24 protein-coding genes are annotated in these 24,827 nt (G+C 55.7%); 15 read left to right on the top strand and 9 right to left on the bottom strand.

The window, feature by feature from the left end; all coding sequences use genetic code 11:
- Positions 1-291: 291 nt before the first annotated feature.
- The 7 genes from ACIQT8_RS17360 (at position 292) to gltS (ending at position 7,789) form a co-directional block, all read left to right on the top strand.
- A complete protein-coding gene (locus ACIQT8_RS17360) occupies positions 292-1,131 on the top strand; it encodes a transporter substrate-binding domain-containing protein (RefSeq protein ID WP_400967578.1) in 840 nt (279 codons plus the stop codon).
- Positions 1,132-1,287: 156 nt separating this feature from the next.
- Positions 1,288-2,031, top strand: coding sequence for an amino acid ABC transporter permease (locus ACIQT8_RS17355; protein ID WP_262528298.1), 744 nt, complete (start codon positions 1,288-1,290; stop codon positions 2,029-2,031).
- The gene (locus ACIQT8_RS17350; RefSeq protein WP_400967575.1) at positions 2,028-2,810 is read left to right on the top strand and encodes an amino acid ABC transporter permease; all 783 of its coding nucleotides are present in this window, start codon (positions 2,028-2,030) and stop codon (positions 2,808-2,810) included. The genes ACIQT8_RS17355 and ACIQT8_RS17350 overlap by 4 nt, the downstream gene beginning before the upstream one ends.
- Positions 2,811-2,822: 12 nt before the next feature.
- Positions 2,823-3,638 (top strand): amino acid ABC transporter ATP-binding protein, encoded by an 816-nt coding sequence (locus ACIQT8_RS17345; RefSeq protein WP_400967572.1) that lies wholly within the window; start codon positions 2,823-2,825, stop codon positions 3,636-3,638.
- Between the two features lie 4 nt (positions 3,639-3,642).
- A complete protein-coding gene (locus ACIQT8_RS17340; RefSeq protein ID WP_400967569.1) occupies positions 3,643-4,998 on the top strand; it encodes an MmgE/PrpD family protein in 1,356 nt (451 codons plus the stop codon).
- Positions 4,999-5,010: 12 nt separating this feature from the next.
- Positions 5,011-6,321, top strand: coding sequence for an LLM class flavin-dependent oxidoreductase (locus tag ACIQT8_RS17335; protein ID WP_400967566.1), 1,311 nt, complete (start codon positions 5,011-5,013; stop codon positions 6,319-6,321).
- Between the two features lie 262 nt (positions 6,322-6,583).
- On the top strand, positions 6,584-7,789 hold the full coding sequence (gene gltS / locus ACIQT8_RS17330; protein ID WP_400967563.1) for a sodium/glutamate symporter: 1,206 nt from the start codon (positions 6,584-6,586) through the stop codon (positions 7,787-7,789).
- Positions 7,790-7,816: 27 nt separating this feature from the next.
- Here gltS and ACIQT8_RS17325 read toward each other — a convergent pair whose 3' ends face one another.
- Positions 7,817-8,197 carry a cupin domain-containing protein gene (locus ACIQT8_RS17325; protein ID WP_400967560.1) on the bottom strand — a complete coding sequence of 127 codons (381 nt, stop codon included), beginning with the start codon at positions 8,195-8,197 and terminating at the stop codon, positions 7,817-7,819.
- 99 nt (positions 8,198-8,296) lie between these two features.
- On the bottom strand, positions 8,297-10,027 hold the full coding sequence (locus ACIQT8_RS17320; protein ID WP_400967557.1) for a methyl-accepting chemotaxis protein: 1,731 nt from the start codon (positions 10,025-10,027) through the stop codon (positions 8,297-8,299).
- A gap of 235 nt (positions 10,028-10,262) precedes the next feature.
- Here ACIQT8_RS17320 and ACIQT8_RS17315 point away from each other — a divergent pair, with 235 nt between their 5' ends.
- The gene (locus ACIQT8_RS17315; protein WP_400967554.1) at positions 10,263-11,516 is read left to right on the top strand and encodes an NAD(P)/FAD-dependent oxidoreductase; all 1,254 of its coding nucleotides are present in this window, start codon (positions 10,263-10,265) and stop codon (positions 11,514-11,516) included.
- 54 nt (positions 11,517-11,570) lie between these two features.
- Here the strand turns inward: ACIQT8_RS17315 and ACIQT8_RS17310 are convergent, their stop codons facing one another.
- Together ACIQT8_RS17310 and ACIQT8_RS17305 are read right to left on the bottom strand one after the other, a co-directional pair.
- Positions 11,571-12,104, bottom strand: a complete 534-nt coding sequence (locus ACIQT8_RS17310; protein WP_400967551.1) for a hypothetical protein — start codon at positions 12,102-12,104, stop codon at positions 11,571-11,573.
- Positions 12,105-12,176: 72 nt separating this feature from the next.
- Positions 12,177-12,401, bottom strand: coding sequence for an aa3-type cytochrome c oxidase subunit IV (locus ACIQT8_RS17305; RefSeq protein ID WP_138793372.1), 225 nt, complete (start codon positions 12,399-12,401; stop codon positions 12,177-12,179).
- A gap of 108 nt (positions 12,402-12,509) precedes the next feature.
- On the opposite strand from ACIQT8_RS17305, the gene ACIQT8_RS17300 reads away from it, so the two are divergent.
- The 3 genes from ACIQT8_RS17300 to ACIQT8_RS17290 all read left to right on the top strand — a co-directional run bounded on the left by ACIQT8_RS17300 (position 12,510) and on the right by ACIQT8_RS17290 (position 14,829).
- Positions 12,510-12,719: a hypothetical protein gene (locus ACIQT8_RS17300; protein WP_400967549.1), complete on the top strand. Its 210-nt coding sequence runs from the start codon at positions 12,510-12,512 to the stop codon at positions 12,717-12,719.
- A gap of 82 nt (positions 12,720-12,801) precedes the next feature.
- The gene (locus ACIQT8_RS17295) at positions 12,802-13,341 is read left to right on the top strand and encodes a TRAP transporter small permease subunit (protein ID WP_400967546.1); all 540 of its coding nucleotides are present in this window, start codon (positions 12,802-12,804) and stop codon (positions 13,339-13,341) included.
- A 30-nt stretch (positions 13,342-13,371) separates the two neighbouring features.
- Complete coding sequence (locus ACIQT8_RS17290; RefSeq protein ID WP_138793374.1) at positions 13,372-14,829, top strand: TRAP transporter large permease subunit; 1,458 nt, start codon at positions 13,372-13,374, stop codon at positions 14,827-14,829.
- Between the two features lie 158 nt (positions 14,830-14,987).
- Here ACIQT8_RS17290 and ACIQT8_RS17285 read toward each other — a convergent pair whose 3' ends face one another.
- Positions 14,988-16,082, bottom strand: coding sequence for a TRAP transporter substrate-binding protein (locus ACIQT8_RS17285; protein ID WP_138793375.1), 1,095 nt, complete (start codon positions 16,080-16,082; stop codon positions 14,988-14,990).
- Positions 16,083-16,383: 301 nt separating this feature from the next.
- Between ACIQT8_RS17285 and ACIQT8_RS17280 the strand changes: the two genes are divergently transcribed.
- Positions 16,384-17,139: a gamma-glutamyl-gamma-aminobutyrate hydrolase family protein gene (locus ACIQT8_RS17280; RefSeq protein ID WP_400967543.1), complete on the top strand. Its 756-nt coding sequence runs from the start codon at positions 16,384-16,386 to the stop codon at positions 17,137-17,139.
- A gap of 137 nt (positions 17,140-17,276) precedes the next feature.
- On the opposite strand, the gene ACIQT8_RS17275 is transcribed toward ACIQT8_RS17280, so the two are convergent.
- The 3 genes from ACIQT8_RS17275 to ACIQT8_RS17265 all read right to left on the bottom strand — a co-directional run bounded on the left by ACIQT8_RS17275 (position 17,277) and on the right by ACIQT8_RS17265 (position 20,076).
- Positions 17,277-18,239, bottom strand: a complete 963-nt coding sequence (locus ACIQT8_RS17275; RefSeq protein WP_400967540.1) for a 2-hydroxyacid dehydrogenase — start codon at positions 18,237-18,239, stop codon at positions 17,277-17,279.
- Between the two features lie 153 nt (positions 18,240-18,392).
- Positions 18,393-19,415, bottom strand: coding sequence for a LacI family DNA-binding transcriptional regulator (locus ACIQT8_RS17270; RefSeq protein WP_400967537.1), 1,023 nt, complete (start codon positions 19,413-19,415; stop codon positions 18,393-18,395).
- 124 nt (positions 19,416-19,539) lie between these two features.
- The gene (locus tag ACIQT8_RS17265) at positions 19,540-20,076 is read right to left on the bottom strand and encodes a MarR family winged helix-turn-helix transcriptional regulator (protein WP_400967534.1); all 537 of its coding nucleotides are present in this window, start codon (positions 20,074-20,076) and stop codon (positions 19,540-19,542) included.
- Between the two features lie 80 nt (positions 20,077-20,156).
- On the opposite strand from ACIQT8_RS17265, the gene ACIQT8_RS17260 reads away from it, so the two are divergent.
- The 3 genes from ACIQT8_RS17260 to ACIQT8_RS17250 all read left to right on the top strand — a co-directional run bounded on the left by ACIQT8_RS17260 (position 20,157) and on the right by ACIQT8_RS17250 (position 23,380).
- Positions 20,157-20,957 carry a creatininase family protein gene (locus ACIQT8_RS17260; protein WP_400967531.1) on the top strand — a complete coding sequence of 267 codons (801 nt, stop codon included), beginning with the start codon at positions 20,157-20,159 and terminating at the stop codon, positions 20,955-20,957.
- A 103-nt stretch (positions 20,958-21,060) separates the two neighbouring features.
- Positions 21,061-22,161, top strand: coding sequence for a GTP-binding protein (locus ACIQT8_RS17255; RefSeq protein WP_138793381.1), 1,101 nt, complete (start codon positions 21,061-21,063; stop codon positions 22,159-22,161).
- A gap of 226 nt (positions 22,162-22,387) precedes the next feature.
- Positions 22,388-23,380: a WD40 repeat domain-containing protein gene (locus ACIQT8_RS17250; RefSeq protein WP_400968052.1), complete on the top strand. Its 993-nt coding sequence runs from the start codon at positions 22,388-22,390 to the stop codon at positions 23,378-23,380.
- Positions 23,381-23,479: 99 nt separating this feature from the next.
- On the opposite strand, the gene ACIQT8_RS17245 is transcribed toward ACIQT8_RS17250, so the two are convergent.
- Positions 23,480-24,643, bottom strand: coding sequence for an MFS transporter (locus ACIQT8_RS17245; protein WP_400967528.1), 1,164 nt, complete (start codon positions 24,641-24,643; stop codon positions 23,480-23,482).
- Positions 24,644-24,827: the final 184 nt, after the last annotated feature.

The raw sequence follows: 24,827 nt of genomic DNA, 5'->3' as shown, positions 1-24,827 counted from the left end.
TGGAAGGTCGACCGCGCCTTACCTCCATCCGGAATTTCGCAAATGCCGCCCTTCTTGCTGGCTTGGTTGGAGATCATAGCTGATCCATGACGCATTTTGGCTTCCTGCAAGAGCAGGCTTATCTCCAGATTGAAGAACAAGATTCTACGATTTCGAAAAATTAGGATATTTTTTCGGTCCAAGAATTTTATTGGAACGTAATTTTATCCCGGTCATTTTTTGCGCAATGCCAATTCTCGCTCTCGCAGGGACTGTCATGTAGGTTCCAACGACACGCAAAAGGAAATACCCATGGCCTTCACTTTCTCCAAATTTGCCGCGCAACTCGTCGCTGGTGGCGTCATTATCGCTTCCATGGCCACCGCCGCCCACGCTGATGCGACGCTTGACCGCATCAAGGGACGCGGCAAGCTGACCGTCGGTGTGATCCTGTCCGGCGCTCCTTTCGGTTTCATTGATCCGAAAACCCAGGAGCAAAAAGGCCTCAACATCGATGTCGCCAAGGCGCTTGCGGCCGGTCTCGGTGTCGAGCTTGTCACTGAGACTGTAACCCCGCCCAACCGCGTGCAGTTCCTGCAGCAGGGCAAGGTCGATATCCTCATTGCAAACATGCAGTACACGGAAGAACGCGCCAAGACACTCGACTATGTACCAACACCTTACGACCGTCAGGGTGGCGCAGCGATCGGGCGCAAGGACTCGGGCATCAAGGACTGGTCTGACCTGAAGGGCAAGATCGCTTGCGTATCGCAGGGCTCCAACTACACCCAGCCGCTCATCGAAGAATACGGCGCAGAGGTCAAGGCACTACCGAGCCAGCCTGAATCGCTCCTGGCATTGAAGGGTGGCAACTGCGATGTCTCCGTTCACGTCAATGGCACGATCAGCCTGATGCTTCAGGACCGCGCTGACGAGTGGAAGGACTACGGGATTCTGATCCCCACCGACCTTATCCCGTCAGATTCGGTCATCTGGCTGCGCAAGGGCGAGAGCGACACACAGGCAGCACTCGACAAGATCGTCAAGGACTTGCATGCTTCCGGGAAGATGATCGAATTCGCAAAGTCGAACCGACTTCCGAGCATTGGCTACATGGAAGAACAGCAGAAGAAATTTTCTGCCGCTCAGTAAGCGAGCAGCACTCCACCTTCCCATCCCTCGGCATGCAGCCAGGAGATGTCAGCGGGAAAGTGTGATGTTTTATCTTCACCGTGACGAACGGCAGGTTTCCCCGGCCGTTCGTTTATGCTTTGTAGCGGCAACCGCGACAACATCATTGGATTTGCGATGCAGGACGCCTTTATTGCGCGCTTCATAGAACTGGCGGCCAAGATCGGCCTCAACTACGACTTTCTGAACAGTGGTTACGAGCTTCAGATTTGGCTCAGCGGCATGAAGATGACGTTGATCCTTGTCGCAGTCACATTGCCACTCAGTCTTGTTTTCGGCTTCATTTTCGCAGCGATGCTGACTTCCGGCAGGCCATGGCTTGCCGCGCCAGTTCGCGCCTATGTGGAACTGACACGAAACACGCCCACGCTTGTACAACTGATGTGCGGTTTCCTCGTCTTGAACATGCTGATTTCCAACGCGCTTGGAGGTGCCCAAAACAACCCTCTGACACCATTCTTCTGGGTTGTTGCCATCACAGGCCTTCACATCGCGGCCTTCCACGCGGAAGCTTTGCGTGGCGGTATCGAAGCTGTTCCAGCCACCACCATCGAGGCAGCGCGAGCCATCGGCTTCAGTTCGCTGGAGATCCTGCGCTACGTCGAGTTTCCTCTGGCAATCCGCACGGCATTGCCATCGATCATCAACAACCTTGTCAATCTGGTGAAGTTGACCACGGTCGGCTCGGCAATTGCCGTTGGTGAAATCACCTACGCGTCTATTCTGATCTGGACCCAGCGGGACAACGTCGTCGAGTTGATGTTGGTCATTCTGATCTTCTTCAGCGTTATCAATCTGATCGTTGCTAGAGCTGGCCTATGGCTTGAACGTCGCCTTGCAGTTCCGGGATTTGGCCAATGAGCGCAGTCGTCTCACAACATCCAGGCGGCAAAAAGCTGCCGTTCGGGACGCTTCTGGTATCCGGCGTCATCATCGCTGTCGTCCTGTGGCTGATCCTCGACCCCTCGCTCGGACAGGTGCTGCTGCAATGGCTCCCCTATCTCGCCACCGGCTTCATGATGAACGTGCTGATCAGTGTTCTTGCGATCGCGATTGGCACATTCATCGGGGTGATGCTCGGCATCATGGAGCTTGCGCCCTACAAGATCGTACGGGCACCAGCGCTCACCTATGTGCAGATCTTCCGTAACGCGCCGCATCTGGTGCTGATCTTCGCGGCAACCTACATCTTCCCTTTCGAACTGGTCATTTTCGGCAACTACATTCCCTTCCCCGACTGGATCAAGGCGGTGGTTGGTCTTGCGATCCCGGCAAGTGCCCACATTGCCGAAATCACCCGCGGTGCGATTCAATCCATCCCGACCGCTCAATGGGAAGCTGCACAAGGCCTTGGTTTTTCCCGTAACCAGACACTTCGTTGGATCATCCTTCCGCAATGCGTGAAGCGTTCGTTGCCGCCGTGGATGAATCTTTACGCGTCGATCACCATGGGCACGGCACTCGCGTCCCTCGTTGGCGTGCATGAACTCCTTCATGCTGCGACAGATGCAAGCACCGCCGTACAGCGCAATGACTTCACCGTGGTCGTCTACCTCACCGTCCTGATGGCATTCTTCCTATTCTGCTATCCGGTGTCCCGTTTCACGCAGCGTCTTGAACGACGCTTCGCTTCCCGCTGATTGGAAATTGCCATGTCCGCATCCGTAACAGAAACCAACGCCCGCGCCTCCGGGACAAGCGCACTTGTTGAACTGGAAGGTGTACACCTGTCCTTCGGTGACAATCAGGTCCTGAAAGGCATCGATCTTTCGGTGAACAAGGGCGATGCCGTATCGATCATCGGACCATCGGGCTCGGGCAAATCAACGATTTTGCGTTGTATCAACGGATTGTTGATCCCGCAGTCGGGCAAGATCAGCGTCGGCGGCACCCGTGTCGATCTTTTGAAAACCGAATCCGAGCGCATCGCTTTGCGCAAGCGTATCGGCATCGTCTTCCAGCAGTTCAATCTGTTTCCGCACCTGACGGTAATGGAAAACATTACGATCGCGCCGATCAAAATTCTCGGAACTCCGAAAGCAGACGCAGAGCGTCACGCCCGCGAGTTGCTGGAAAAAGTACGGTTGTCGCAGAAGGTTGACGCCTACCCCGGCCAGCTTTCCGGTGGGCAGCAGCAGCGTGTGGCGATTGCCCGCGCCCTGGCCATGCGGCCCGAACTCGTACTCTTCGATGAAGTCACCTCGGCGCTTGATCCTGAAACAGTGGGTGAAGTTCTCTCGGTCATTCGCGACCTCGTCAACGATGGAATGACCAGCATTCTCGTCACCCACGAGATGCGCTTCGCCGAAGAAATCAGCGACAAGATCGTCTTCACCGAAAATGGGCTCATCGTTGATCAGGGTACACCGGAGCACATCTTCTACAAGTCGACCAATCCACGCATCAACGCTTTCGTAAAGGGTCTGGGCGGACAGATCGCGAGGGTCAGCGACGGCGAAGGGATCTGATGCCATGGCCGACATGGAAAAGCTGACGCTCCGTCTTGCGCAAACGATTGTCGCTTCCGATCCACAGAAGGAACCGCAGGCGATTGAGATTGCACGCACCGCCCTCATCGATTTTTTTGCTTGTGTCCTGGGGGGCGCGACAGACCGAAGCACTCAAATCCTGATTGACACCTTTACACCTGGCACTTCGGGCTCGTCGGCTATTATCGGCAGGGATATCCGTACAGACGCCTTTACCGCTGCCCTTATTAACGGCCATTCTGGCCACGTTCTTGATTATGATGATGTGCATGGCAGTGTGCGCGGCCATCCCACCGTTGCGATCATCCCTGCCCTGCTTGCTGTCGCAATTGAGGAAGAATCAAGCGCAGATGCCTTTATTGCCGCCTACATAGTCGGGCTGGAAGTGATGGCGCGGCTCGGGCTGTCACTTGGCACAAAACACTATGAAAACGGCTTCCATGCTACTGCCACGCTCGGCACCATAGGCACAGCGGCAGCGATCTCCCATCTCCTGAAATTCGACGCGTCAACCACAGCGACTGCGCTCGGTCTCGCGGCCACGCAATCGGCTGGTTTACGCCTGCAATTCGGGTTTGACGCCAAGCCGCTCCATGCCGGGTTAGCGTCACGGTCTGGGCTGACCGCGGCGCGGCTTGCCAGAGCGGGATTTCAGGGCGCACCGGATTTCCTGGAAAACCCAATCGGCTATTATTCGGCCTTTGCATTTGGTGCCGATGAGCCCGATCGTTTACTGCAAGGCTGGGGCGACCCTTGGCAAATCATTACACCGGGCCTGACGCTCAAAGCGTTTCCCTGCTGCACGGCAAGCCACCCGGTCGCGGTTGGTGCGCTCTCGCTTCGTAACGAAAGCGGTCTGGCACCCGAAGACGTCAAAGCCGTCAACATTACATTCCCTCCAGGCGGCGATGCGGCGTTGATTGGTTCCGCTATCCCATCGACCGGCATCGACGCCCGCTTCAGCGCGGAATATGTATTTGCAGCAGCACTGATCGACGGCGCACTTCTGATCAGCCATTTTGACGAACGCCCAGTAAGAAGCGATATCGTTGATCTGTCCGCGAAGGTCAGCCGCAGTCACGATGATACCGCTCGTCGCCTTTCACCGGATCCGACGACGCGTTTTGTGGTCATCGACGTGACCAGAACAGACGGAACGCTTCTTTCTCGACGTATCGACGGTCTGCCGAGCATTTCAGACCCGACCGACAAATTCATCGACGCGACCGGTGGAAGCGCAAAGTTTGCAAAAATACCGGCGCTGATCAGATCCATGAGCACCGCTGCGGATCTACGGGCGCTTGACGCGCTTCTCGTCCAGACAACACAATCGAAATGAAGGCATGATCCCATGACCAACGCGTCCCGTAAAAGACAGATGCACCTCGGCCTATTTTTGCAAGGTGCAGGGCACCATGTTTCCGGCTGGCGTCATCCGGATGCAGAAGCTGGCAGCGAGAATTTCGACCTGCTCGGTCGCGTCACACGGATGGCCGAGGCAGCAAAATTCGATATGGTGTTTCTGGCGGATGGCCTCACCAGTGGCGTTGACGCTCACCCATCCATGATAGCCCGTTTTGAGCCACTGACACTCCTTGCAGCGCTTTCAATGGTCACGGACAAGATTGGTCTTGCAGCGACCGCGTCCACCACCTACGGCGAGCCCTATCATCTCGCCCGCGCTTTCGCTTCGATTGATCATTTGAGCCACGGCCGCGCCGCATGGAACATCGTCACCACGTCTTACGCCCGCACAGCGGCGAACTTCTCCAAGGGCCATCCGGAGCATGACGAGCGTTACGCCGTCGCTGAAGAGTTCGTGAATGTGGTCCGCGGTCTCTGGGACAGTTGGGACGATGACGCCTTCATCAAGGACAAAGAGAGCGGTCGTTATGTCGATCCCGACAAGGTCCATGTGCTCAACCACGAGGGGAAATACTTCACGGTCAAGGGACCGTTGAATATTCCGCGCTCACCACAAGGGCACCCCGTCCTCATTCAGGCCGGCTCCTCCGGCCCAGGACAGGATCTCGCTGCCCGCACTGCCGACATCGTCTTCACTGCACAACAGGCGCTTTCTGAAGCGCAGGCATTTTACACCAGCCTGAAGGGACGGGTTGAGAAGTTCGGCCGCGCTCCATCGAGCGTCGCGGTCATGCCGGGCTTCATGCCGATCATTGGCAGAACGTTCGAAGAAGCGGCCGACAAGCTCAAGGAACTCAATCGCTGGACGGACATCAAGAGCGCGATGCCGCTGCTTGAGGAACGTATCGGTCACAGTTTGACCGAATATGATCTTGACGGCCCTCTACCGGACCTGCCGCTTTCCGATCAGCTTCGCAGTCGCGCCGAACTTCTGACCGAACTTGCCAAGCGCGAGAAATTGTCGATCAGGGAACTCGCCTTGCGGGTTGCCGCAGGCCGAGGCCATCACATCGTCATGGGCACGGCCAAGGATGTTGCAGACCGTATGCAGGAATGGTTTGAGAACGGTGCAGCCGACGGCTTCAACGTCATGCCGCCCTATTTCCCTGCAGGCCTGGAGGAGTTCAACAGCCAGGTCGTGCCATTGCTGCAGGAACGTGGCCTGTTCCGCACGGAATATGAAGGCTCGACGCTTCGCGACCATCTTGGTATCACACGCCCGTCGTTGGAAGCTTAGGCTTACCGCACGCTCTAAAAGGCCGCACTCTGACTGCGGCCTTTTAACACGTCGTCGGTAGCGCTCCGCAATCGGTAGCGCTGCTTGCAATTTTCACGTCTCGCAGCCGTTGAAAACAGCGGGTACCCAATCGAGGTACCGTTCGAGAAATAACAACTTCCCGCTGATATTTCAGGATGACAACCGTCTCAATACACGTCAACTTCCATGGGTGAGGTTTGCTGCATTGCAGGGCAAACCGCCACCAGATGGAGCGCTTTTGATGACGACGTTCGAGACGCCGGGTTTCCTGACCTTCACCATTGCGATCGTCGTCTTTTTCATGGGGTCAGGTCTTAACGCGATCATTGCGCCCCTCAATCGCTGGAACATCCCGGAAGCTGTCTCCGGGGGGCTGGTTGCTGCACTCTCCACACTAATCGCTTACCGGTTCTTCAATATCGAAATCATTTTCGATCTCGATGCGCGAGATATGCTGCTGCTCTATTTTTTCACCGGCATTGGCCTGAACGCACGTCTCGCCGACTTGAAGGCCGGTGGCCGCCCACTGGTCGTGCTGCTTATCCTGACTTTATGCTATCTGGTCATTCAGAATGCCGTCTCTCTTGGCAGCTCGGCGTTGCTTGGCTTACCGGATGGAATTGCACCATTACTTGGATCAGTGTCGTTGATCGGTGGGCACGGGACAACGATTGCCTGGGCACCCCTGATTACCAACCGTTTCGGCCTGGGCAACGCACTTGAGATCGGCATTGCATCCGCGACGCTCGGCCTTGTCATTGCAAGTCTGGTTGGCGGGCCTGTCGCCCGTATCCTGATAAACCGCTATCAGTTGAAGGGGGAGACCGCCGAACTGCCAAGCATCGGATTGCCTTCTTCTCCGGCCACTGAACAGGCGTCGACCATCAACTATGTCAATCTGTTGCGAACAGTTCTGATCCTCAACGTCGCAATTCTCGTGGGCACCGCACTTGACGAGGTACTTTCGGAAACCGCTGTGAAACTGCCGCTTTTCGTGGTCTGCCTTCTCGTCGGCATTATCATGACAAACACAGTGCCGCGACTGCTTCCGCAGATGTACTGGCCCGCCCGTTCACGGTCACTGGCTTTGATTTCAGATCTCTCGCTGAGTGTTTTTCTCGCAATGTCATTGATGAGCATGCAGTTGTGGACGCTTGGAGGCCTGGGACTGGCGCTGATCATCGTCCTCGGCATCCAGACGATTGTGGCTGTGTTCTATATGATCTTCATCGTGTTTCGTTTTATGGGCCGGGACTATCAGGCGGCCGTGCTGTCGGCTGGCTTCAGTGGTATCAGCCTCGGCGCGACCCCGACAGCAATCGCCAACATGACCGCAGTGACGAAAGCCTATGGCCCGGCACCAACGGCCTTTATCATTCTCCCGCTTGTCTCGGCATTTTTCATCGACATCGCCAATGCCCTGGTGATCGGCTTCATGATGCGCTGACGCGCCCCACGAAGCCTCGGAAAAGCGCTATATCCAGAGATCATTTTGTGCCGTGCGATCACCGCCTGCGTGGCCCGTATTCAGCACCCCACGTGGCTCGATCAGGAGGAGTTGCACTTCGTTTTCAGCATAGGGCTTGTGCTCGACGCCCCGAGGTACGACAAACATTTCGCCGGGGCCAACGGTTACCGCACCATCGCGAAAATCGATCCTCAGACACCCTTGCAAGACGATAAAAGTCTCATCCGTTTCGGGATGATCGTGCCAGATGAAGTCGCCTTCGATACGAACAACTTTAAACTGGTAGTCGTTCATCTCGGCGATAACGCGCGGCTGCCAATACTCTTTGAGTTTGGCAGTCTTGTCAGCGAAATTGATTGCGCTGTGTGTCTGTCCAGTAGCCTGCATGTCGTTGTTGCTCCTTCGTTGGAGCAACAACGTAACGGGTGACATGTTCGCACTCTTGAATGTTCGTGCAGGCAAGAGGCAGTAAAATGTCTGCGCCTGTTACGCCGCAGTCCGGTCAATCTTGGTCGCTGCAGCACGCGAAAATTTGCTTGGAATAGAAGAGCCGTCATCGCGCTGAACCGCGCGGCGATTAAGCTTGAAGAGGCTGACGAGCTGGGAGAGTGCTTCTGCACCCTGGGCAAGCGTATTGCTGATGAGAGTCGTTCGCGCGCTCATGGCTGCATTTTCCTGGGTCATACGATCGAGGCGATCGACCGCTTTGCCAATATCGCCGATGCCGAGAGTTTGCTCATCAGCAGCCTTGGCGATCTTGTCGACATTGCCGTCGATCTGTCGCACCAGCGCATCGATCTCCTTCAAGGCCTCGCCGGTAGCCCCCACCAGTCGCACGCCTTCAAGCACTTCCGTTCCGGAATTGTTGATGAGCACCTTGATTTCCTTGGCGGCAGTAGCAGACCGTTGTGCCAATTCGCGCACCTCCTGTGCGACGACAGCAAACCCCTTGCCTGCCTCACCCGCACGTGCAGCCTCCACCCCGGCATTGAGTGCGAGAAGATTGGTCTGGAAAGCAATCTCGTCGATCACTCCGATAATCTGGCTAATCTCACGCGATGCCGTCTCGATCCGCTGCATGGCATTCACGGTCTGTCCGACAACCTCCGTAGATGTTGCTGTCGATGTACGCGCGCTTTGCACGAGTTTACGTGTTTCTCTGGTATTCTCGGTCGAAGTGCGGACGCTTGAGGTAATTTCGGTAAGCGCCGCAGAGGTCTCTTCCAGTGCCAAAGCTTGCTCGCGGGAACGTGCCGCAAGGTTTTCAGAAGCCTCGCGCACTTCCTGGCTGCTCTTGCTGAGATCACCGGTCTGACCCAGCACGTTCACCAGCGTCTTCTGAAATTCACCGATCGACTTGTTGAAGTTGCGTCGCAGTGTTTCGAACTCACCAACAAAAGGATTGTCCAAGGTCACACGGATGTTGCACTCCGAAAGGCGGGCCAATGCCGCACCAAGCTCTTCGACTGCTTGCATACGATCCGTCACATCCAGCGCAAACTTCACGACCTTGAACACCCTGCCCCTGTCGTCGAAGATCGGATTGTAGGACGCCTGGATAAAGATGCGTCTGTTGCCCTTTGCAAGCCGCATGAATTGCCCGGTCGAAAATTTTCCGCCACGAAGCTCTTCCCAGAATGCGCGATAGTCAGGCGAACGAGCATAATCCTGCTCACAGAACATCGCGTGATGCTTGCCGACAATCTCATCGGCCGCATAGCCGAGAGCTGCGAGGAAATTCTCGTTTGCACCAAGGATTGTGCCGTCGGGCGTAAATTCGATCATGGCCTGCGCCCGTGAAAGAGCAGCAAGCTTGCCGCCATCCTCAGCGCTTCGGCGCTTGATTGCGGTAATGTCGGTGGCAATTTTCACAACCTTGTATGGCTTTCCGAAACGAAAAACCGGGTTGTAGGACGCCTCGATCCAGATTTCCTCTCCGCCCTTTGTTCGGCGGCAATACTGGCCCTGGTCGTACTCACCACGTGAAAGCTTTGCCCAGAAGGCCTTGTAGGCGGGAGACGATGCCTCTTCCGGCAGCACGAACAGGCTATGATGACGACCGATAATATCTTCGCGTCGATATCCCACCGCTTTGCAGAAATTTTCGTTCGCCGTCAGAATGTTTCCACTGAGATCGAACTCGATGATCGCCTGCGACCGGCTAAGGGCTTCGAGTACCGACGAAGCGTCCAGACCGAATTTGGAAAAGCGTGTCATAATCTTTGGGTCCCCAACCAGAAGAGGCATTCGAACGCGTGGTCGTGCCTTGGCGAGACACTATTGAGACACCGTTAAATAGCTATTAAACATAAGCTTTACATCTCGAGGTACATACCTTCGCTTATTTGCCACAGTGCTGATATTTCTGCCTTTGCAACAAGATGTCACCTTCCAATAGGGCAGCATTCGTTGTTATGGCGCTCTTGAAAGATTTTGTCTTGCAGGAGCATCGATGGCCAAAACCCTCAAATGCGACGTGCTGGTGGTCGGCACCGGCATCATTGGTTCGATGTCGGCGCTTTATTTGCAAAACGCCGGACGGCAGATCGTCTTTCTTGAACGCGGTGAGATCGCTGGCGGCGCGAGTGCAGGCAATGCGGGTATTCTCGCATTCCCGGAAATCATTCCCATCCCTGCCCCCGGAATCATGAAAAAGGCACCGCGATGGCTGATTGATCCGCTCGGTCCTTTAAGCGTGCCGCCTGCCTACGCTCACCGGATTGCTCCGTGGTTATGGCGATTCTGGCGCGCCAGTTCAGAGCCAGCATTTCGCCATGGTCTGAGAACACTGCGCGACATCAATCTGCTTGCCGCGGCTGAAATGGCGCATGTTGCGGCCATGCCCGAGCTTGCCGCCTTCATTGCAAAGACCGGTACGCTCGATCTTTACGACAGCGAAGCAAGCTTTAATGCTGCAAGCAAGGATTGGGACGAGAAGCACAAGGCCGGCTTTGACTTTCAGCGGGTCGGTCGCGACGAAATCGAGACGCTGCAACCGGGTCTTGCTCCACAATTCCGGCATGCGATGTTCTCGCCGGATGGACTTCAGGTCTCCGATCCCCGAGATTTTACTCGGGCAATATACGATCTTGTCGTCAGCCGTGGCGCCACGCTGCGCAAGGGCGAGGCAAAGCGTATTGACGCGGTCGGAGAAAGCACCATCGTAACACTCGATAACGGCGACAAGATCGACGCCGACAAGGTTGTCATCGCGGGTGGCGCGTGGTCGCGCCCGCTGGCTGCGACACTTGGCAATGTCGTACCGCTCGAAACCGAGCGCGGTTACAATACCACTCTGCCTGCAGGATCGTTCAACCTTACCCGCCAGCTCTATTTCAACGATCACGGTTTTGTCGTGACCCCGCTCTCCTCCGGCATTCGTGTCGGCGGCGCTGTGGAACTTGGCGGCCTCGAGTTGAGGCCAAATTTCAAACGTTCGGAAGCGATGCTGAAAAAGGCAGGCCGGTTCCTGCCGGGTCTGAAAACGGAAGGTGGCAAACAATGGATGGGCTTCCGCCCGTCTTTGCCGGACTGTCTGCCCGTCATCGGTCCGGCACGGAATGCGCCCTCAGTCATCTATGCGTTCGGTCATGGCCATCTGGGGCTGACGCAATCGGCGGCAACCGCCCGCCTTGTCACGCAGATTGCCAACGGCGAGGAACCGTCGATTTCCACAGATCCCTTCCGCGCAGGTCGCTTCTCCTGACGGTAGGCCTTGGAGAGGATATTCGAGGTCCCCGCGTCATTCGCGTGGGCCGTTTTACCTCACGGGCTCTACGGACCCTTCCGGAAATTGGACACTCGCGAAAGCTGGATAGACCTTGCGTAAAATTGCCACCTGCTGTTGATCGGTGACGCGCAACAGATACCAGTTGCCGTCGTCGATCAGGGCGAGTGTGTGTGACTTCGCCTCGATTTTTTGCCCGTCCGTTTCCATCAATGTTCTTGTCGGGATCAATGCATAAGGTGTTCCGTCCGTTGTCTGCTCGAATCGGGCAGTGCCGGTGTCCATGTCAAACTCAACGAGTTTGACAGATGCGAGCGTCATCTGCATTTGCGTTTTCAGGGCACCACGAAGCGTCGGAACGGTTACACCTGCACCCACTGCGATGGATTCGAGGATTTTCGGCGGTATCGTCTCGCCGACCGTGTCGAAGTCATTCCCATTCAGCGCGGCCTCAAAACGGGAGACCCGGTCTTTCAGAGCCGAACGCTCCACCTCAGAGAAATCACGGGCATGTACGGCTTGGGCAAAAATTGCGAACAAGGCCACGAGATACACAACCAATCGCATGAAACAGCTCCTGCGCATGGAAGACATCGCGCCGTCTTCTAAGAGCGCGCACGTCACGGTCGCGACTGGCTATCAACGCAGCAGAAAGAAGCCCGCGACAGAAAGCACGAGAAAGACCACCAGACCACCGAGGAAACCTGCGGTGGTGAAGAAACCCGCCACCATGGCAAGCATCAGGACACACAACAGCATCGTGCCGTACTTCGTCAGCGCGAGAAAACCGGAATAGGTCTTTTCGTGCTGCGCGTAATCCATTGGCGCGCCAACTTCGACAGGACCCGTATGGTGTTCGCTCATGTGCTTCTTTCCCTCTACCATTTCCCTCGATAACGCCTTCTCCAACGGATAATGACGCTCCCTCCCGGCGATCCCCGATCAGCCGAATTCTCCGGCACCAGAGGTAACATGAAGGCCCGCAAAAACGCAATGCGTGTGTCGTCAGCAATGCGCTCGATCTGCCTGCGACAAGAACAAATCGTGCAGCAAGGCAACAATCTTTCGCAAACAGATGGAAAGGGTATTCTTTCGTCCAATTCCGCCGCGGTTTCGGTTGCTTTTCCGAAAGGCTACACATACACGGGATTTTGTGGAGAGGAATTCCGGGAGCTTTTTTGAGGGGCATGCCCGCATCTGCGGCAACCGGAATTATACCCATCAGAAGCCCAAAAAGGGCCTGGTAAGGGAAGAGGGGAAAGTCATGAAATCTCTTTTAAAAATAAGCATGCTCATCGACATGGTGAGCGAATCCCTGGGTAAGCTTGCCGGTTACCTGGTGCTGATCTGCTGCCTCGTCAGCGCCGGCAATGCGATGGTCCGCTACGCCTTCAACTACAGCTCGAACGGCTGGCTTGAAATCCAGTGGTACATGTTTGCCTTTATTGTTCTGATCGGTGCTTCCTACACGCTGCGAATGAACGAGCATGTACGGGTTGATATCATCTACGGCGCGATTGCGCCGCGTACCCGTCTCTGGGTCGACATCATCGGCATCGTACTGTTCCTGCTCCCTGCCTGCTTCTACCTTGCATGGCTTTGCTGGCCGATGTTCACCCTTTCGTGGCATCAGAACGAAGTATCCTCCAACGCGGGCGGTCTTATTCGCTGGCCGGTCAAGCTCATTATCTTCGTAGGTTTTGCGCTGCTGGTTTTCCAAGGAATTTCGGAACTCATCAAGCGCGTTGGCGCCCTCAAAGGGCTTTATGCGCTCGACACGAAGTACGAAAAACCTCTTCAGTGATCCCGCGGACAGAACTCTAGGATATTTCACATGTTCGAATACGGCATTCTTCCGCCACTGATGTTCCTCGGCATGATTATTTTCATGCTCTATGGATTTCCGGTGGCTTTCTCACTTGCCACAGTAGGCCTGGTCTTCGGTATCATCGGCATTTTCACCGAACACTTCTCACCGGCGTTTCTTCAGGCGCTGCCACTGCGCATCTTCGGCATCATGTCGAACGACCTGCTGCTTGCCATTCCATTTTTTACCTTCATGGGCGCGATACTGGAACGATGCGGATTGGCGGAAGATCTGCTTGAAGGAACCGGAAAGCTTTTCGGCGCCATTCCCGGCGGCCTCGCCTACGCCGTCATTATCGTTGGCGCTATTCTAGGTGCGATCACCGGTACAGTTGCAGCCTCGGTCATTACCATGGGCGTAATTTCACTGCCGATCATGCTGAAATACGGCTACAATCCGCGACTGGCCACCGGGGTCATCGCCGCATCAGGAACGATCACACAGGTCATCCCGCCATCTCTGGTTCTGATCGTCCTTGCAGACCAGCTCGGCAAATCGGTTGGCGACATGTATCTTGGCGCCATTGGCCCTTCGATCCTGCAGGTCGCCATCTTCATGCTCTTCATCCTCGCTCTGTCCATCTTCAGACCGAAGGATGTTCCCGCGCTTCCGCCGGAAGCCCGTGGAGAGTTGAATCGTGCCCTGGTTCTTAAAGTTCTGGGCGGCATGATCCCCTCGATCGTGCTTATCTTCCTCGTACTCGGCACGATCTTCCTTGGCCTGGCGACACCGACCGAAGCAGGCGCGCTTGGCGTCGTTGGCGCGATGGCGCTTGCTGCCGCCCATCGGCGTCTGAGCTGGGATCTGGTCAAGCAAGGCATGCACTCCACCATGCACATCACCTCGATGGTGGTGTTCATTCTGGTGGGCGCGACCTGCTTCAGCCTGGTATTTCAGGGCATGGACGGTTCTTTGTGGATCGAACACATGCTCTCGGGCATTCCCGGGGGGCCGATCGGTTTCCTTATCTTCGTCAACATCTTTATTTTCTTCCTCGCGTTCTTCCTCGATTTCTTCGAGATCGCCTTCATCGTAATCCCGATGCTGGCGCCGATCGCGCAGTCGCTTGGCATCGACCTGATCTGGTTCGGTGTGCTGATCTGCATCAACATGCAGACCAGCTTCATGCATCCACCCTTCGGGTTTGCACTTTTCTACCTGCGCTCCATCGCGCCGCGCACAGTCAAGACGTCGGACATCTATATGGGCGCCATTCCGTGGCTTGGCATGCAGTTGATCCTCGTTGCCATTGTTATCTTCTGGCCCGAGTCCGTTACCTACTGGCTGGACAAGGGACCTGAAATCGATCTCAACAACGTCAAGATCGAGGTGCCGGCTTTCGGGAACCAAGGCGGCAACACCATGCCCAATTTTGGCTTGCCAGGCGCTCCCAATCTTGGCGAACCGCCAAAGATCGGCCCGTAAAAATCCGACAATGAAGCATGGAACAGACAAAAACGGCGGGGATTCCCCGCCGTTTTCATTAAAGCCCAAAAGTACGCAACCATCGGCAAACGCCGACAACAAAAACCCCGAAGACCTTGATCTCCGGGGCTCTTGCTCGGTCCGCCGTTACCGAAGAATCAAAGCTTGCCGTTACGCTGCTGGATCATCATGAACGTATCGAACGTATATTCCGATAGCTGCATCCAGAGATAACCTTCTCGTTTAAAGGCCACCTGATCCTCGTAGATTTTCTTGAAGTCTGCATTGGAGGACGAAATGTTGGCATAGACCTCCTGCGCAGCCTTGTAGCAGGCCTCAAGGATTTCCTGGCTGAATGGTCTTAGAACCGCACCCTCGCCCACGAGTTGCTTGACCGCAATCGGGTTCTTGGCGTCGTATTTCGCCATCATATTCGTGTTCGCGTAAGCGCATGCATCCTGCAGCACCGTCTGGTAGTTCTTCGGCAGGTTGTTCCACTTGTCGAGATTGACGAAGGAATGGATGACCGGCCCGCCTTCCCAGAAGGCAGGATAATAGTAATACTTCGCGACCTTGTAGAAGCCGAGCTTATGGTCGTCATAGGGACCAACCCATTCGGCGGCATCGATCGTGCCCTTTTCAAGCGCCGGATAGATATCGCCGCCAGCGATTTGCTGTGGCACGACACCGAGCTTTTCCACCACCTTGCCGGCCAGACCAGCAATGCGCATCTTGACGCCCTTGAAGTCATCGACCGTATTGATTTCTTTTCGGAACCAGCCACCCATCTGGGCGCCGGTATTGCCGGAAATCATGCCGTAGAGATTGTGCTTGGCGTAAAACTCGTTGAGGAGCTTGTTGCCATTGCCTTCGTAGAACCAGGAGTTCGTCAGGCGGGCATTCAGACCAAACGGAATTGCCGTTCCGATTGCGAAAGTCGGGTCCTTGCCGACGTAATAGTATGAGCAGGTATGGCACATTTCCACCGTGCCGGATGACACCGCATCCGCAGCCTGCAAACCGGGGACGATTTCACCTGCAGCAAAGGTCTGGATCGTGAAATTGCCGTCCGTTGCCGCAGCAACATGTTTCGCAATGTCTTCTGCGCCGCCATAGATCGTGTCGAGCGACTTTGGAAACGACGACGTCAAACGCCAGGTGATCTTGGTATTCTGCTGTGCAATTGCGGGCGCGGCCAGAGCCGTCGCGGCTCCTGCAAGCGCACCTTTTTTAATAAAGGAACGGCGATCCATCTATATCCTCCCAGATACGAACCCTGCCGGCAGTTTAAATCCCCTCGCTGCTTCGGCATTAGGTTGATGGTACACGCTGCCGCATGGCTGACAAGCGGTGTCGCGGGGAATAAATCGTAGAAAAACCGCGCTTTTTGAAGAAATATCCGACAGACAACGTCACATTTTATGTGCAACGAAAATATTGGCCACAACCCTTATACTTTAGGCCAATACATCTTAACGGCGTAGGCCGTCGGGCAGCTTGACTTGGCTCTTCGCCAGTCGCACAAGACAAGAATATTTCCCTCCCGGAGCCATCATGTCGAAACCCATTATCGCTGTTCCTGCCGATATCCGACACTTCACCGGAGCCGACTGGCATGCGGCGCAGAACCAGTATGTCTCCGCCGCACTCAAGGTGGCAGGCGTTATGTCCTTCATTATTCCGGCCTTCGAGGACGGCAACGATGTCGACGCCATTCTTGATCGCGTCGACGGATTGCTGGTTTCGGGTTCGGCCACCAACGTTCATCCGTCGCTTTACGGCAAAGATGCAACGGAGACTGATGGTCCGTTCGATCCGGCCCGCGATGCTACCAGTCTGCCGCTTATCCAGCGCGCGATCGAACGTGGCATACCAATGCTCGCCATCTGTCGCGGAATACAGGAATTGAACGTCGCACTCGGTGGCACGCTTGCCTCAGAGATCCAGGAACAGCCTGGCGTCTGGGATCACCGCAAACCTGAGCACGAAGATCGCGATGTCTCTTTCGCCATCCGCCAGCCTGTTCATGTTCGTGAGGGCTCCTGCATTGCGCAGCATCTCGGCATGTCGGGTGAAATCCAGATCAACTCACTGCATCGCCAGGCAATTGCTGAGACCGCACCGCGCCTGCAGGTGGAAGCAACGGCAGAGGACGGCACTATCGAGGCCGTTTCCGTGATCGATGCGCGAGGTTTTGCCGTTGGTGTGCAGTGGCATCCGGAATATTGGGCTGAAACGGACGCCCCATCTCGTGCCCTGTTCGAGGCATTTGGCAAGGCGGTACGCGCGTACCAGGCCAGCAAGGCCTGATTTCAGTCGACTGGCAAGCCAAACCGGAATCCACCTCTCGGCACGTGGGTTAAGTGAGAGCATCCGGTCTGCTCAAGGTCACATGATTGCAATGCACCCCGAATCCATGCCGGGGTGCAAGACTTTTGGCACAAACCTCAGGCTTTGACAGGCGTTTCCGGCACCGGCGTCAGCACTTTGCCATCCTTGAACCAGCCGAGAATGTTGTCGACCACAAGATCGGCCATTGCGTTGCGCGTTGGGATCGACGCCGAAGCAACATGTGGCAGAAGTGAAACATTCGGCAGCGACAGGAATGCGTCAGGCACCTTTGGCTCTGCGTAGAACACATCCAGACCTGCAGCACCAAGCGTGCCGTCCTGCAACGCATTCAACAGCGCATCCTCATCGACGCTGGAGCCGCGTCCAACGTTCACGAAAACACCCTGTGGACCGAGAGCCTTCAGAATATCGGCATTGATTGCCTTATGGGTTTCAGGGGTGCCCGGCACGATGCAGATCAGAATATCGACCGTTTCGGCCATTTCCTTCAGCGAACCATAATAGGTGTAGGGAAGGCCATCACGCTTGCTGCGTGTGTGATACCCGATCTCCACCTTGAAGGGCTCAAGGCGCTTCGCGATTTCCTGACCGATGCGCCCCATGCCAAACAAACCAACCTTGCGGCCTCTCAGCGAGAAAGGTGACAGCGCAAATGGCCCCTCACCAACCCACTTTCCATCGCGCAGCCAGGTTTCAGCCTGATAGAGACGACGCACGGTATTGATCAGCAGCGCAATCGTCGTATCCGCGACCTCATCGTTCAACACATCGGGTGTGTTGGTTACAACAATGCCTCGCTTGGCCGCGTGTTTGGCGTCAACGCCATCGTAACCGACCCCGAAATTGGCAATGATTTCAAGCTTCGGCAGTGCATCGATCCATTTGGCATTGACCACACCCGAAACCGCAACTGCGTTCACGCGGTCGGCCGCACCCTCCGGCAACACCGGATCAGGCCCCGCAGGCACGGCAATAATCTCGACATTGCCGTTGAGGCGCTCAAGAACGCGCGGATTGATCTTGCCCGGAACGAGAACGACGGCCTTCTTTTCTGACATGTCCTGATATTCCTCCTGATTCCAACGATATCGTCAGTGATCTTTTCAAAGCTTGGCGGCAATGAAAAGGTCCATACGAAAATCCAATGGGTTAAACAGCGTTTTTCACGCCATTTGGCATCAAAGAGAAAGACAGATAGCAGGGATAGGATTTCACGTGCGCGGGCGAACCGGCCCTGTGGACTGACGAATGCGCATCTCAGGCTTGATGAGATGGACACCATCGGGTTCATGGCTGCCTGCCAGCCTGTCGAGCAATGCACGCGCTGCAAGGCGTCCCACTTCGGCCTGACCGTTGGACACGGTGGTCAATGCCGGCGTCGCAATGGCCGCCTCCTCAAGGTCGTCGTACCCCGTAACCGATACGTCGACACCGGGCACAAGTCCGGCACGGGAAATACCGTTCATGAGACCAATCGCGACCAGATCGTTCCAGCAAACGGCAGCCGTTGGCTTCTGCGGCAGCGACAGAAAGTTGAGCGCCGCCTCAAACCCGCCCTGCTTGGAGCGCGGACCCGGAATACGAAGGTTCGGATCGACCTCTATGCCTGCCTTGCGCAACGCATTGACATAACCCTGATAACGATCGCGACCGGTGGAGGTCTGATCGGTACCACCGACCATGGCTATAACGCGATGGCCAAGGCTGATCAGGTGGTTGGTCGCCAACGAGATACCGTAGCTGTCGTCACCGCGGTAGGTCGGCATGTCCACGCCGTCCATAGAACGAGCGACGAGGATGGCCGGCATGCCGTTCTCCTCGGCCAGCGTCATATCCTCGATTGGCGTGCCAATAGCAGGCGACATGATGATGCCGTCAGAGCCAAGCTGTAGCAGCGTCTCAATGAATGTCCGCTGCTTTTCGACCGAGTCGTAATGGTTGGAAAGAATGAAGGTCTGGCGGCTGCGATCCAGTTCGCTTTCGATGGCTTTCAGGATTTCGCCATAGAACGGGTTCATCACATCATGGAAGACGACACCGACAATACCGGACCGCGATGTCCGGAGGCTGGCGGCGCGCCGGTTATAGATATATCCGAGCGCCCTCGCCTGTTCCTTGATCTTTTCCCGCGTATCGGAGGCGACCAGCGGACTGTCGCGAAGAGCAAGAGAAATGGTTGCAGTCGAAAGACCAAGGCTTTCGGCAATCGTCGACAGTTTGACCTTTTGGGCCACGGCATCCCTCCCATCAGACGTCGGCTACGGATGTTACCGATTTAAATCGTGATTAAACAATTTAAACAAAAGCCGCAACCTGTTTAAGAAAAAAGCCGCCAGCAAATAATTGTAATTTAAAATTTCAATCGCGAGACTTTCCTTCGTCAGCGGTCTGGAGATTGGCATCGATTGTCCGCATGAGCTTGACGATGGCTTTGATTTCCTTGCCAGAAAGCCCCTCGACTGCCTTCGCGCCACACGATGCGATGGACGCATTGATATGCTCGACGCTTTTCAGACCGTTTTCCGTCAGCTTCACCAGAGTTACGCGGCCGTCACCGTCGTCGCCACTGCGCTCAACAAAGCCCTGCGCCTCCATACGGCCAATGGTGCGCGTCATGGTCGGAGCCTTCACACCAAGCTTCTGCGCAATCTGTCCCGGGGTTAGGCTCCCTTCCTGAGCAAGCGCGAGAATCACGCCGTCCTGCCCCGCATAGAGCCCGCTTTCGGAAAGGCTATGGCTTAATGCCGTGCGCATAGAGCGCGCCGCCTGCGTAATGGATTGCGCGAGTTCTTCCGGATTGAAGTGTTCGTCTTTCTTTTTGCCATCACGAGACTTTTTGCTGCCCTTGTCCTTCTTGGCGCCCTTGTCTTTCTGGCCGCTTTTGTCCTTGCTCATGCCGGAGATGCCTTTTGTCGAATGGCGGAACCGATATATGTTGCTGGAAATCCTTAACGAATGCACGCGCGGATCGCCAGATGCCAAACTCATACACGCAATATCACGACGAAAACGTAACAGACCGGCATCTTCCCGCAACTTCGGCGATATCAGTTCTTCCGCTTGGCGCGCACGAGCAACACGGTCCACATCTGCCGTTTGAAACAGACACCCTGATTGCCGAAGGTATTGTTGCGCGCCTGAAAGCAAACTTGCCCTTGAATTTTCCGGTCTCGTTTCTGCCGGTAGAACCGGTGGGCTATTCCGTGGAACACATGGACGTTCCGGGTACAAAAACACTGCGTTATGACGAGGCAGTCGAGCGCTGGCTCACGATTGTCAAATCGGAATACGACAAGGGTGTTCGCAAGTTCGTCATGCTGAATGCCCATGGTGGTAACTCGCCGCTCATGACCATCGTGGCGACAGAAGCTCGCGTGCGTTTCGGCATGTTGGCCGTGGCAACAAGCTGGACGCGCTTCGGTGTGCCGCCGGATACCATCACACCTGAAGACAAGGCGTTCGACATTCATGGCGGCGACATCGAAACCTCCGTAATGCTGGCGCTCCACCCCGACAAAGTGGACATGTCGAAGGCCCGCGCCTTCGCATCTCGCCAGGCTGACTTTTCGAGAGATTTCAAGCATCTTCGCGCCTACGGGCCGCACGCGTTTGGCTGGATGATGCGGGATCTGAACGACGACGGCGTGGCGGGAAACGCCGCAGCAGCCACCGCCCAAAAAGGGGAAAGCCTGATTTCCCATGCTGTCGGAGGACTTACCGCGCTCCTCGAAGACGTCCACGCTTTTGATATAACGTTATTTCATAACAGGATTTGAAAAACTTCGTCAGAATCTCTTTGAACTGCTCCGATGACGCGCCTATATGGACGGCAACACTTTCCGCCCGGCAGCTCCGGGCCTGTTTTGACGCGAGGTTTCCATGACCGAAACAGCAACAGCCAAGCCCATTCCAGTTACAGTGCTGACGGGATATCTCGGCGCCGGCAAGACGACACTTCTCAACCGCATCCTCTCCGAAAACCACGGAAAGAAATATGCTGTTATCGTCAATGAGTTCGGCGAGATCGGCATCGACAACGACCTGATCGTTGAGTCCGATGAAGAAATTTATGAAATGAACAACGGTTGTGTCTGCTGCACGGTCCGTGGCGACTTGATCCGTGTTGTAGAGGGCCTGATGCGCCGCCCCGGCCGTTTTGACGGAATCATCGTGGAAACAACCGGGCTTGCCGATCCGGTTCCCGTTGCGCAGACCTTCTTCATGGATGACGATGTTCGGGCCAAGACAGAACTGGACGCTGTTGTCGCGCTGGTGGACGCAAAGCACTTGCCACTGCGTCTGAAGGATAGTCGCGAAGCAGAGGATCAGATTGCCTTTGCCGATGTGGTTGTCATCAACAAGACCGACCTCGTGACGCCGGAAGAGATTGCTCGCATCGAGGATATCGTGCGCGCCATCAATCCTTCAGCCCGCATTTACAAGACCACGCGCTCCGGCGTTGATCTTGCCCGCGTTCTGAACCAGGGCGCCTTTAATCTGGAACGTGCGCTCGAAAACGACCCGCACTTCCTCGAACATGGACATGACGATCATGTCTGCGGTCCGGACTGCGACCATCATCACGATCACGACCATGATCATCACCATCATGACCACGGTCACGATCATGGGCATGATCACCACCATCATCACCATGGTGCGGTCTCGCCAATCCATGACGTCACGGTGCAGTCCATCTCGCTGCGAGGCGGCGAGATGAATCCAGAACGCTTTTTCCCCTGGATTCAAAAAGTGACCCAAACCGATGGTCCGAACATCCTGCGCCTGAAGGGCATTATTGCTTTCAAGGGTGATGCCGAACGCTATGTCGTGCAGGGTGTTCATATGATCATCGAAGGTGACCATCAGCGCCCATGGAAGGAAGGCGAAAAGCGTGAGACGCGGCTTGTCTTCATTGGACGCAATCTCGATCGCGAAAAGCTGGAAAAGAGCTTCCGCGCCTGCGAAGTGACGGCCTAATTCTACCTTTGCTGCCCCTCGCTTGTGCCTGGGGCGGCATCGTCAACGCCTGCTTTTCTCCAAAAATGTTTTCAGTCATTTATTTGATTTCATTGGGTCCAAACTCAACACAGAAATGATCGAAGACATTAAACGGGTCGACTGCAAGCGCTAACCGACATAGAACTGTGCCAGCAATCCCGGGGCCGCGGAGGCCTCCACTTAACACATGAAAGACCGATCATCGATGCCGACTGTTGCCCCGCTTGATATCGAAGGCCATGTGGTCTCGACCCATTTTCTCGGCGACATTCCTCTCTTCGCCACCGCTGCAGGGACCATCCACCGGCTGGATGGCGGCGAAAAGGTTACGGAGGCACATCAGGGTCTTCTGACATGCGTTCGCGATCCCTACAGCGCCACCCTGCTTTCAGGCGGTGAAGATGGACGCGTTCTGCGTATCGGCCACGACGGTTCCCTCAGTGAATTGGCAAATGTTCCGCGCAAGTGGATCAGCGTGATCGCTGGCGGTCCCCAGAAAGCGGTCGCATATGGTGTCGGAAAGTCGAGTTTCGTACGTCTGTCGGATGGTACGGTCAAAGAATTCAAGGAAGAGCGCACTGTCGAAGCCATAGCCTTCGCCCCCAAGGGGATGCGCATTGCTGTTGCTCGGTATAATGGCGTGACACTACACTGGGTGGCAACGGCAGGAGACCCCGTTGATCTCGAGTGGAAGGGTGCGCATACCGGCGTGACTTTCTCTCCGGATGGAAAATTTCTCGTCACCACCATGCAGGAAAATGCCCTGCATGGCTGGAAGATGGAAGCCACCAAGGGCGGCATGGAAGCTCGCCACATGCGCATGACCGGTTACCCTTCAAAGGTCAAATCGGTGTCCTGGTCGCCAAAGGGTAAGTGGCTTGCCTCATCAGGTGCGCCAGCCGCAATCGTCTGGCCCTTTTCCGGCAAAGACGGTCCGATGGGCAAGGCGCCGCTGGAACTCGGCACGCGCGCCAACATCATGGTCACCACGGTCGCCTTTCACCCGGCGGAAGAAGTGCTCGCCATCGGGTTTATCGATGGCATGATCCTTGGCGTACGTGTTGCTGACGGCAAGGAAGCCCTGCTTCGTCGCCCAGGCAAGGGGGCGATCACCTCGATGGACTGGAGTGCCACAGGCAAGCTTCTTTCCTTCGCCTCTGAAGCTGGTGACTGCGGTGTCATCGATATTTCGGCGTAAACTGCCGGGCTAAAAAAGCCCGGCCGCACATCAAAACGTTTCCACAACCTTCTGGAAACAATATCTTTTCCGCCTGAGACGTTTTTATCAAGCGGGGTGCTAGGTGCTCGTCTGACGTCTGGTCAGGAAAAGCATGAGCAGAGCCGAAGCAGCGCCCACAGAAGCAAGTCGGATTGCGACGCCGAAGCTTGCATATTGTGCAATGATCCCCATCAGGGGCACTGCGAAAAGGCTGGCCAAAAAAATCGAGTTCATATAGAGCGCCGTTGCCCGCGCCATTCGACCACGCGCAAATCCCTGAATGAACGTCAGAGACGTACCTGCGAAAAGACCGTAATAGGCACCCTCCATGGCCGCGCCAAATATCATTGCCGGCAATGTCTGTACTGAGGCAATGACGTTAAATGCAATGATTGCCACGACACCGGCACCAGCGAGTATGACGCGAACGCTTACCAAGCGCATGATCCTTGGCGCCAGCAGAATAAGCAGAACCTCCATCGCGCACTTCACACTGAGAGACAGGCCAGGCGCGTAGTCCGGAAGCCCGACCTCGCGCACCAGGAAGATTGGCAAGGCAGAAGCGCAAAGAGAATGGGCAAAGGACATGCACAAGTTCGCCGCCGCAGCCAGAAGCAACGGCATGTTTCGGCCACCGCCGTCATCGGCATCGTTTTGCCGGTCCATTGGACAGGTCTGATCGCGTGGAATGAACGCCAGCGCCAGTCCGCCCCAGATCGTCGCCATGACGATGGCATTGATGAACACGGCTTTCGCACCTGCAACGTCGACGATCAGATAAGCGATGGCCGGAAACAGCATCCAGGCCAGCGACACCATCATCCGCAAGAAGGCGTTGTAAGCGCCTGCATCAAGAGCTTTGAGCCGGCCGTGATAGCGACCATAGCTAAACACGAGCGTCGTCGCGGCATTGGCAAGTCCCATAGAAGGCGCCGTGACAGCGACAAGAAGCAAAAGATGCCCGAAGATCGCAGCAACAGCCGCAAGCATCGCGCCGGTAATGGAGACCAGTAGAAGGGGGCGTATTCTGATACCGGCATCCACCCGCTCACCGTAAAAACGGCTGGCGGCGATCGACGCGATCATTGCCACAACGCTGTAGAGACCAACTGTCGCGGGAGGATGCCCGAGCACCTGAATAATGTAGAAACCGATGAGAGGAACGATAGTCGCGTTTGTGCCGCCAGCAACAAAGACCAGCAACGCAATCATGTAGGCCTGACGATCAAAGCCGTCAGGCATAACCTTTCTCTCATTCATGGGAATCGACTGAAGGTTGCAGCGTGATGACGCACCTTCACATCATAATCATGTATTATTCAAGCCTGCGGGCATCGTTCGACAATCAGCAAGAGCAGGCCTCCCCCAAAGAAAGAAAGAGGGCCGAAGCCCCCTTGAGAGTGATGACAGGACAGGCCCTGCCCTT

This window comes from Agrobacterium sp. NPDC090273, assembly GCF_044772305.1.
In the GTDB taxonomy this organism is placed as follows: Bacteria; Pseudomonadota; Alphaproteobacteria; order Rhizobiales; family Rhizobiaceae; genus Agrobacterium.
This window is presented reverse-complemented; position numbering and strand designations above follow the sequence as displayed.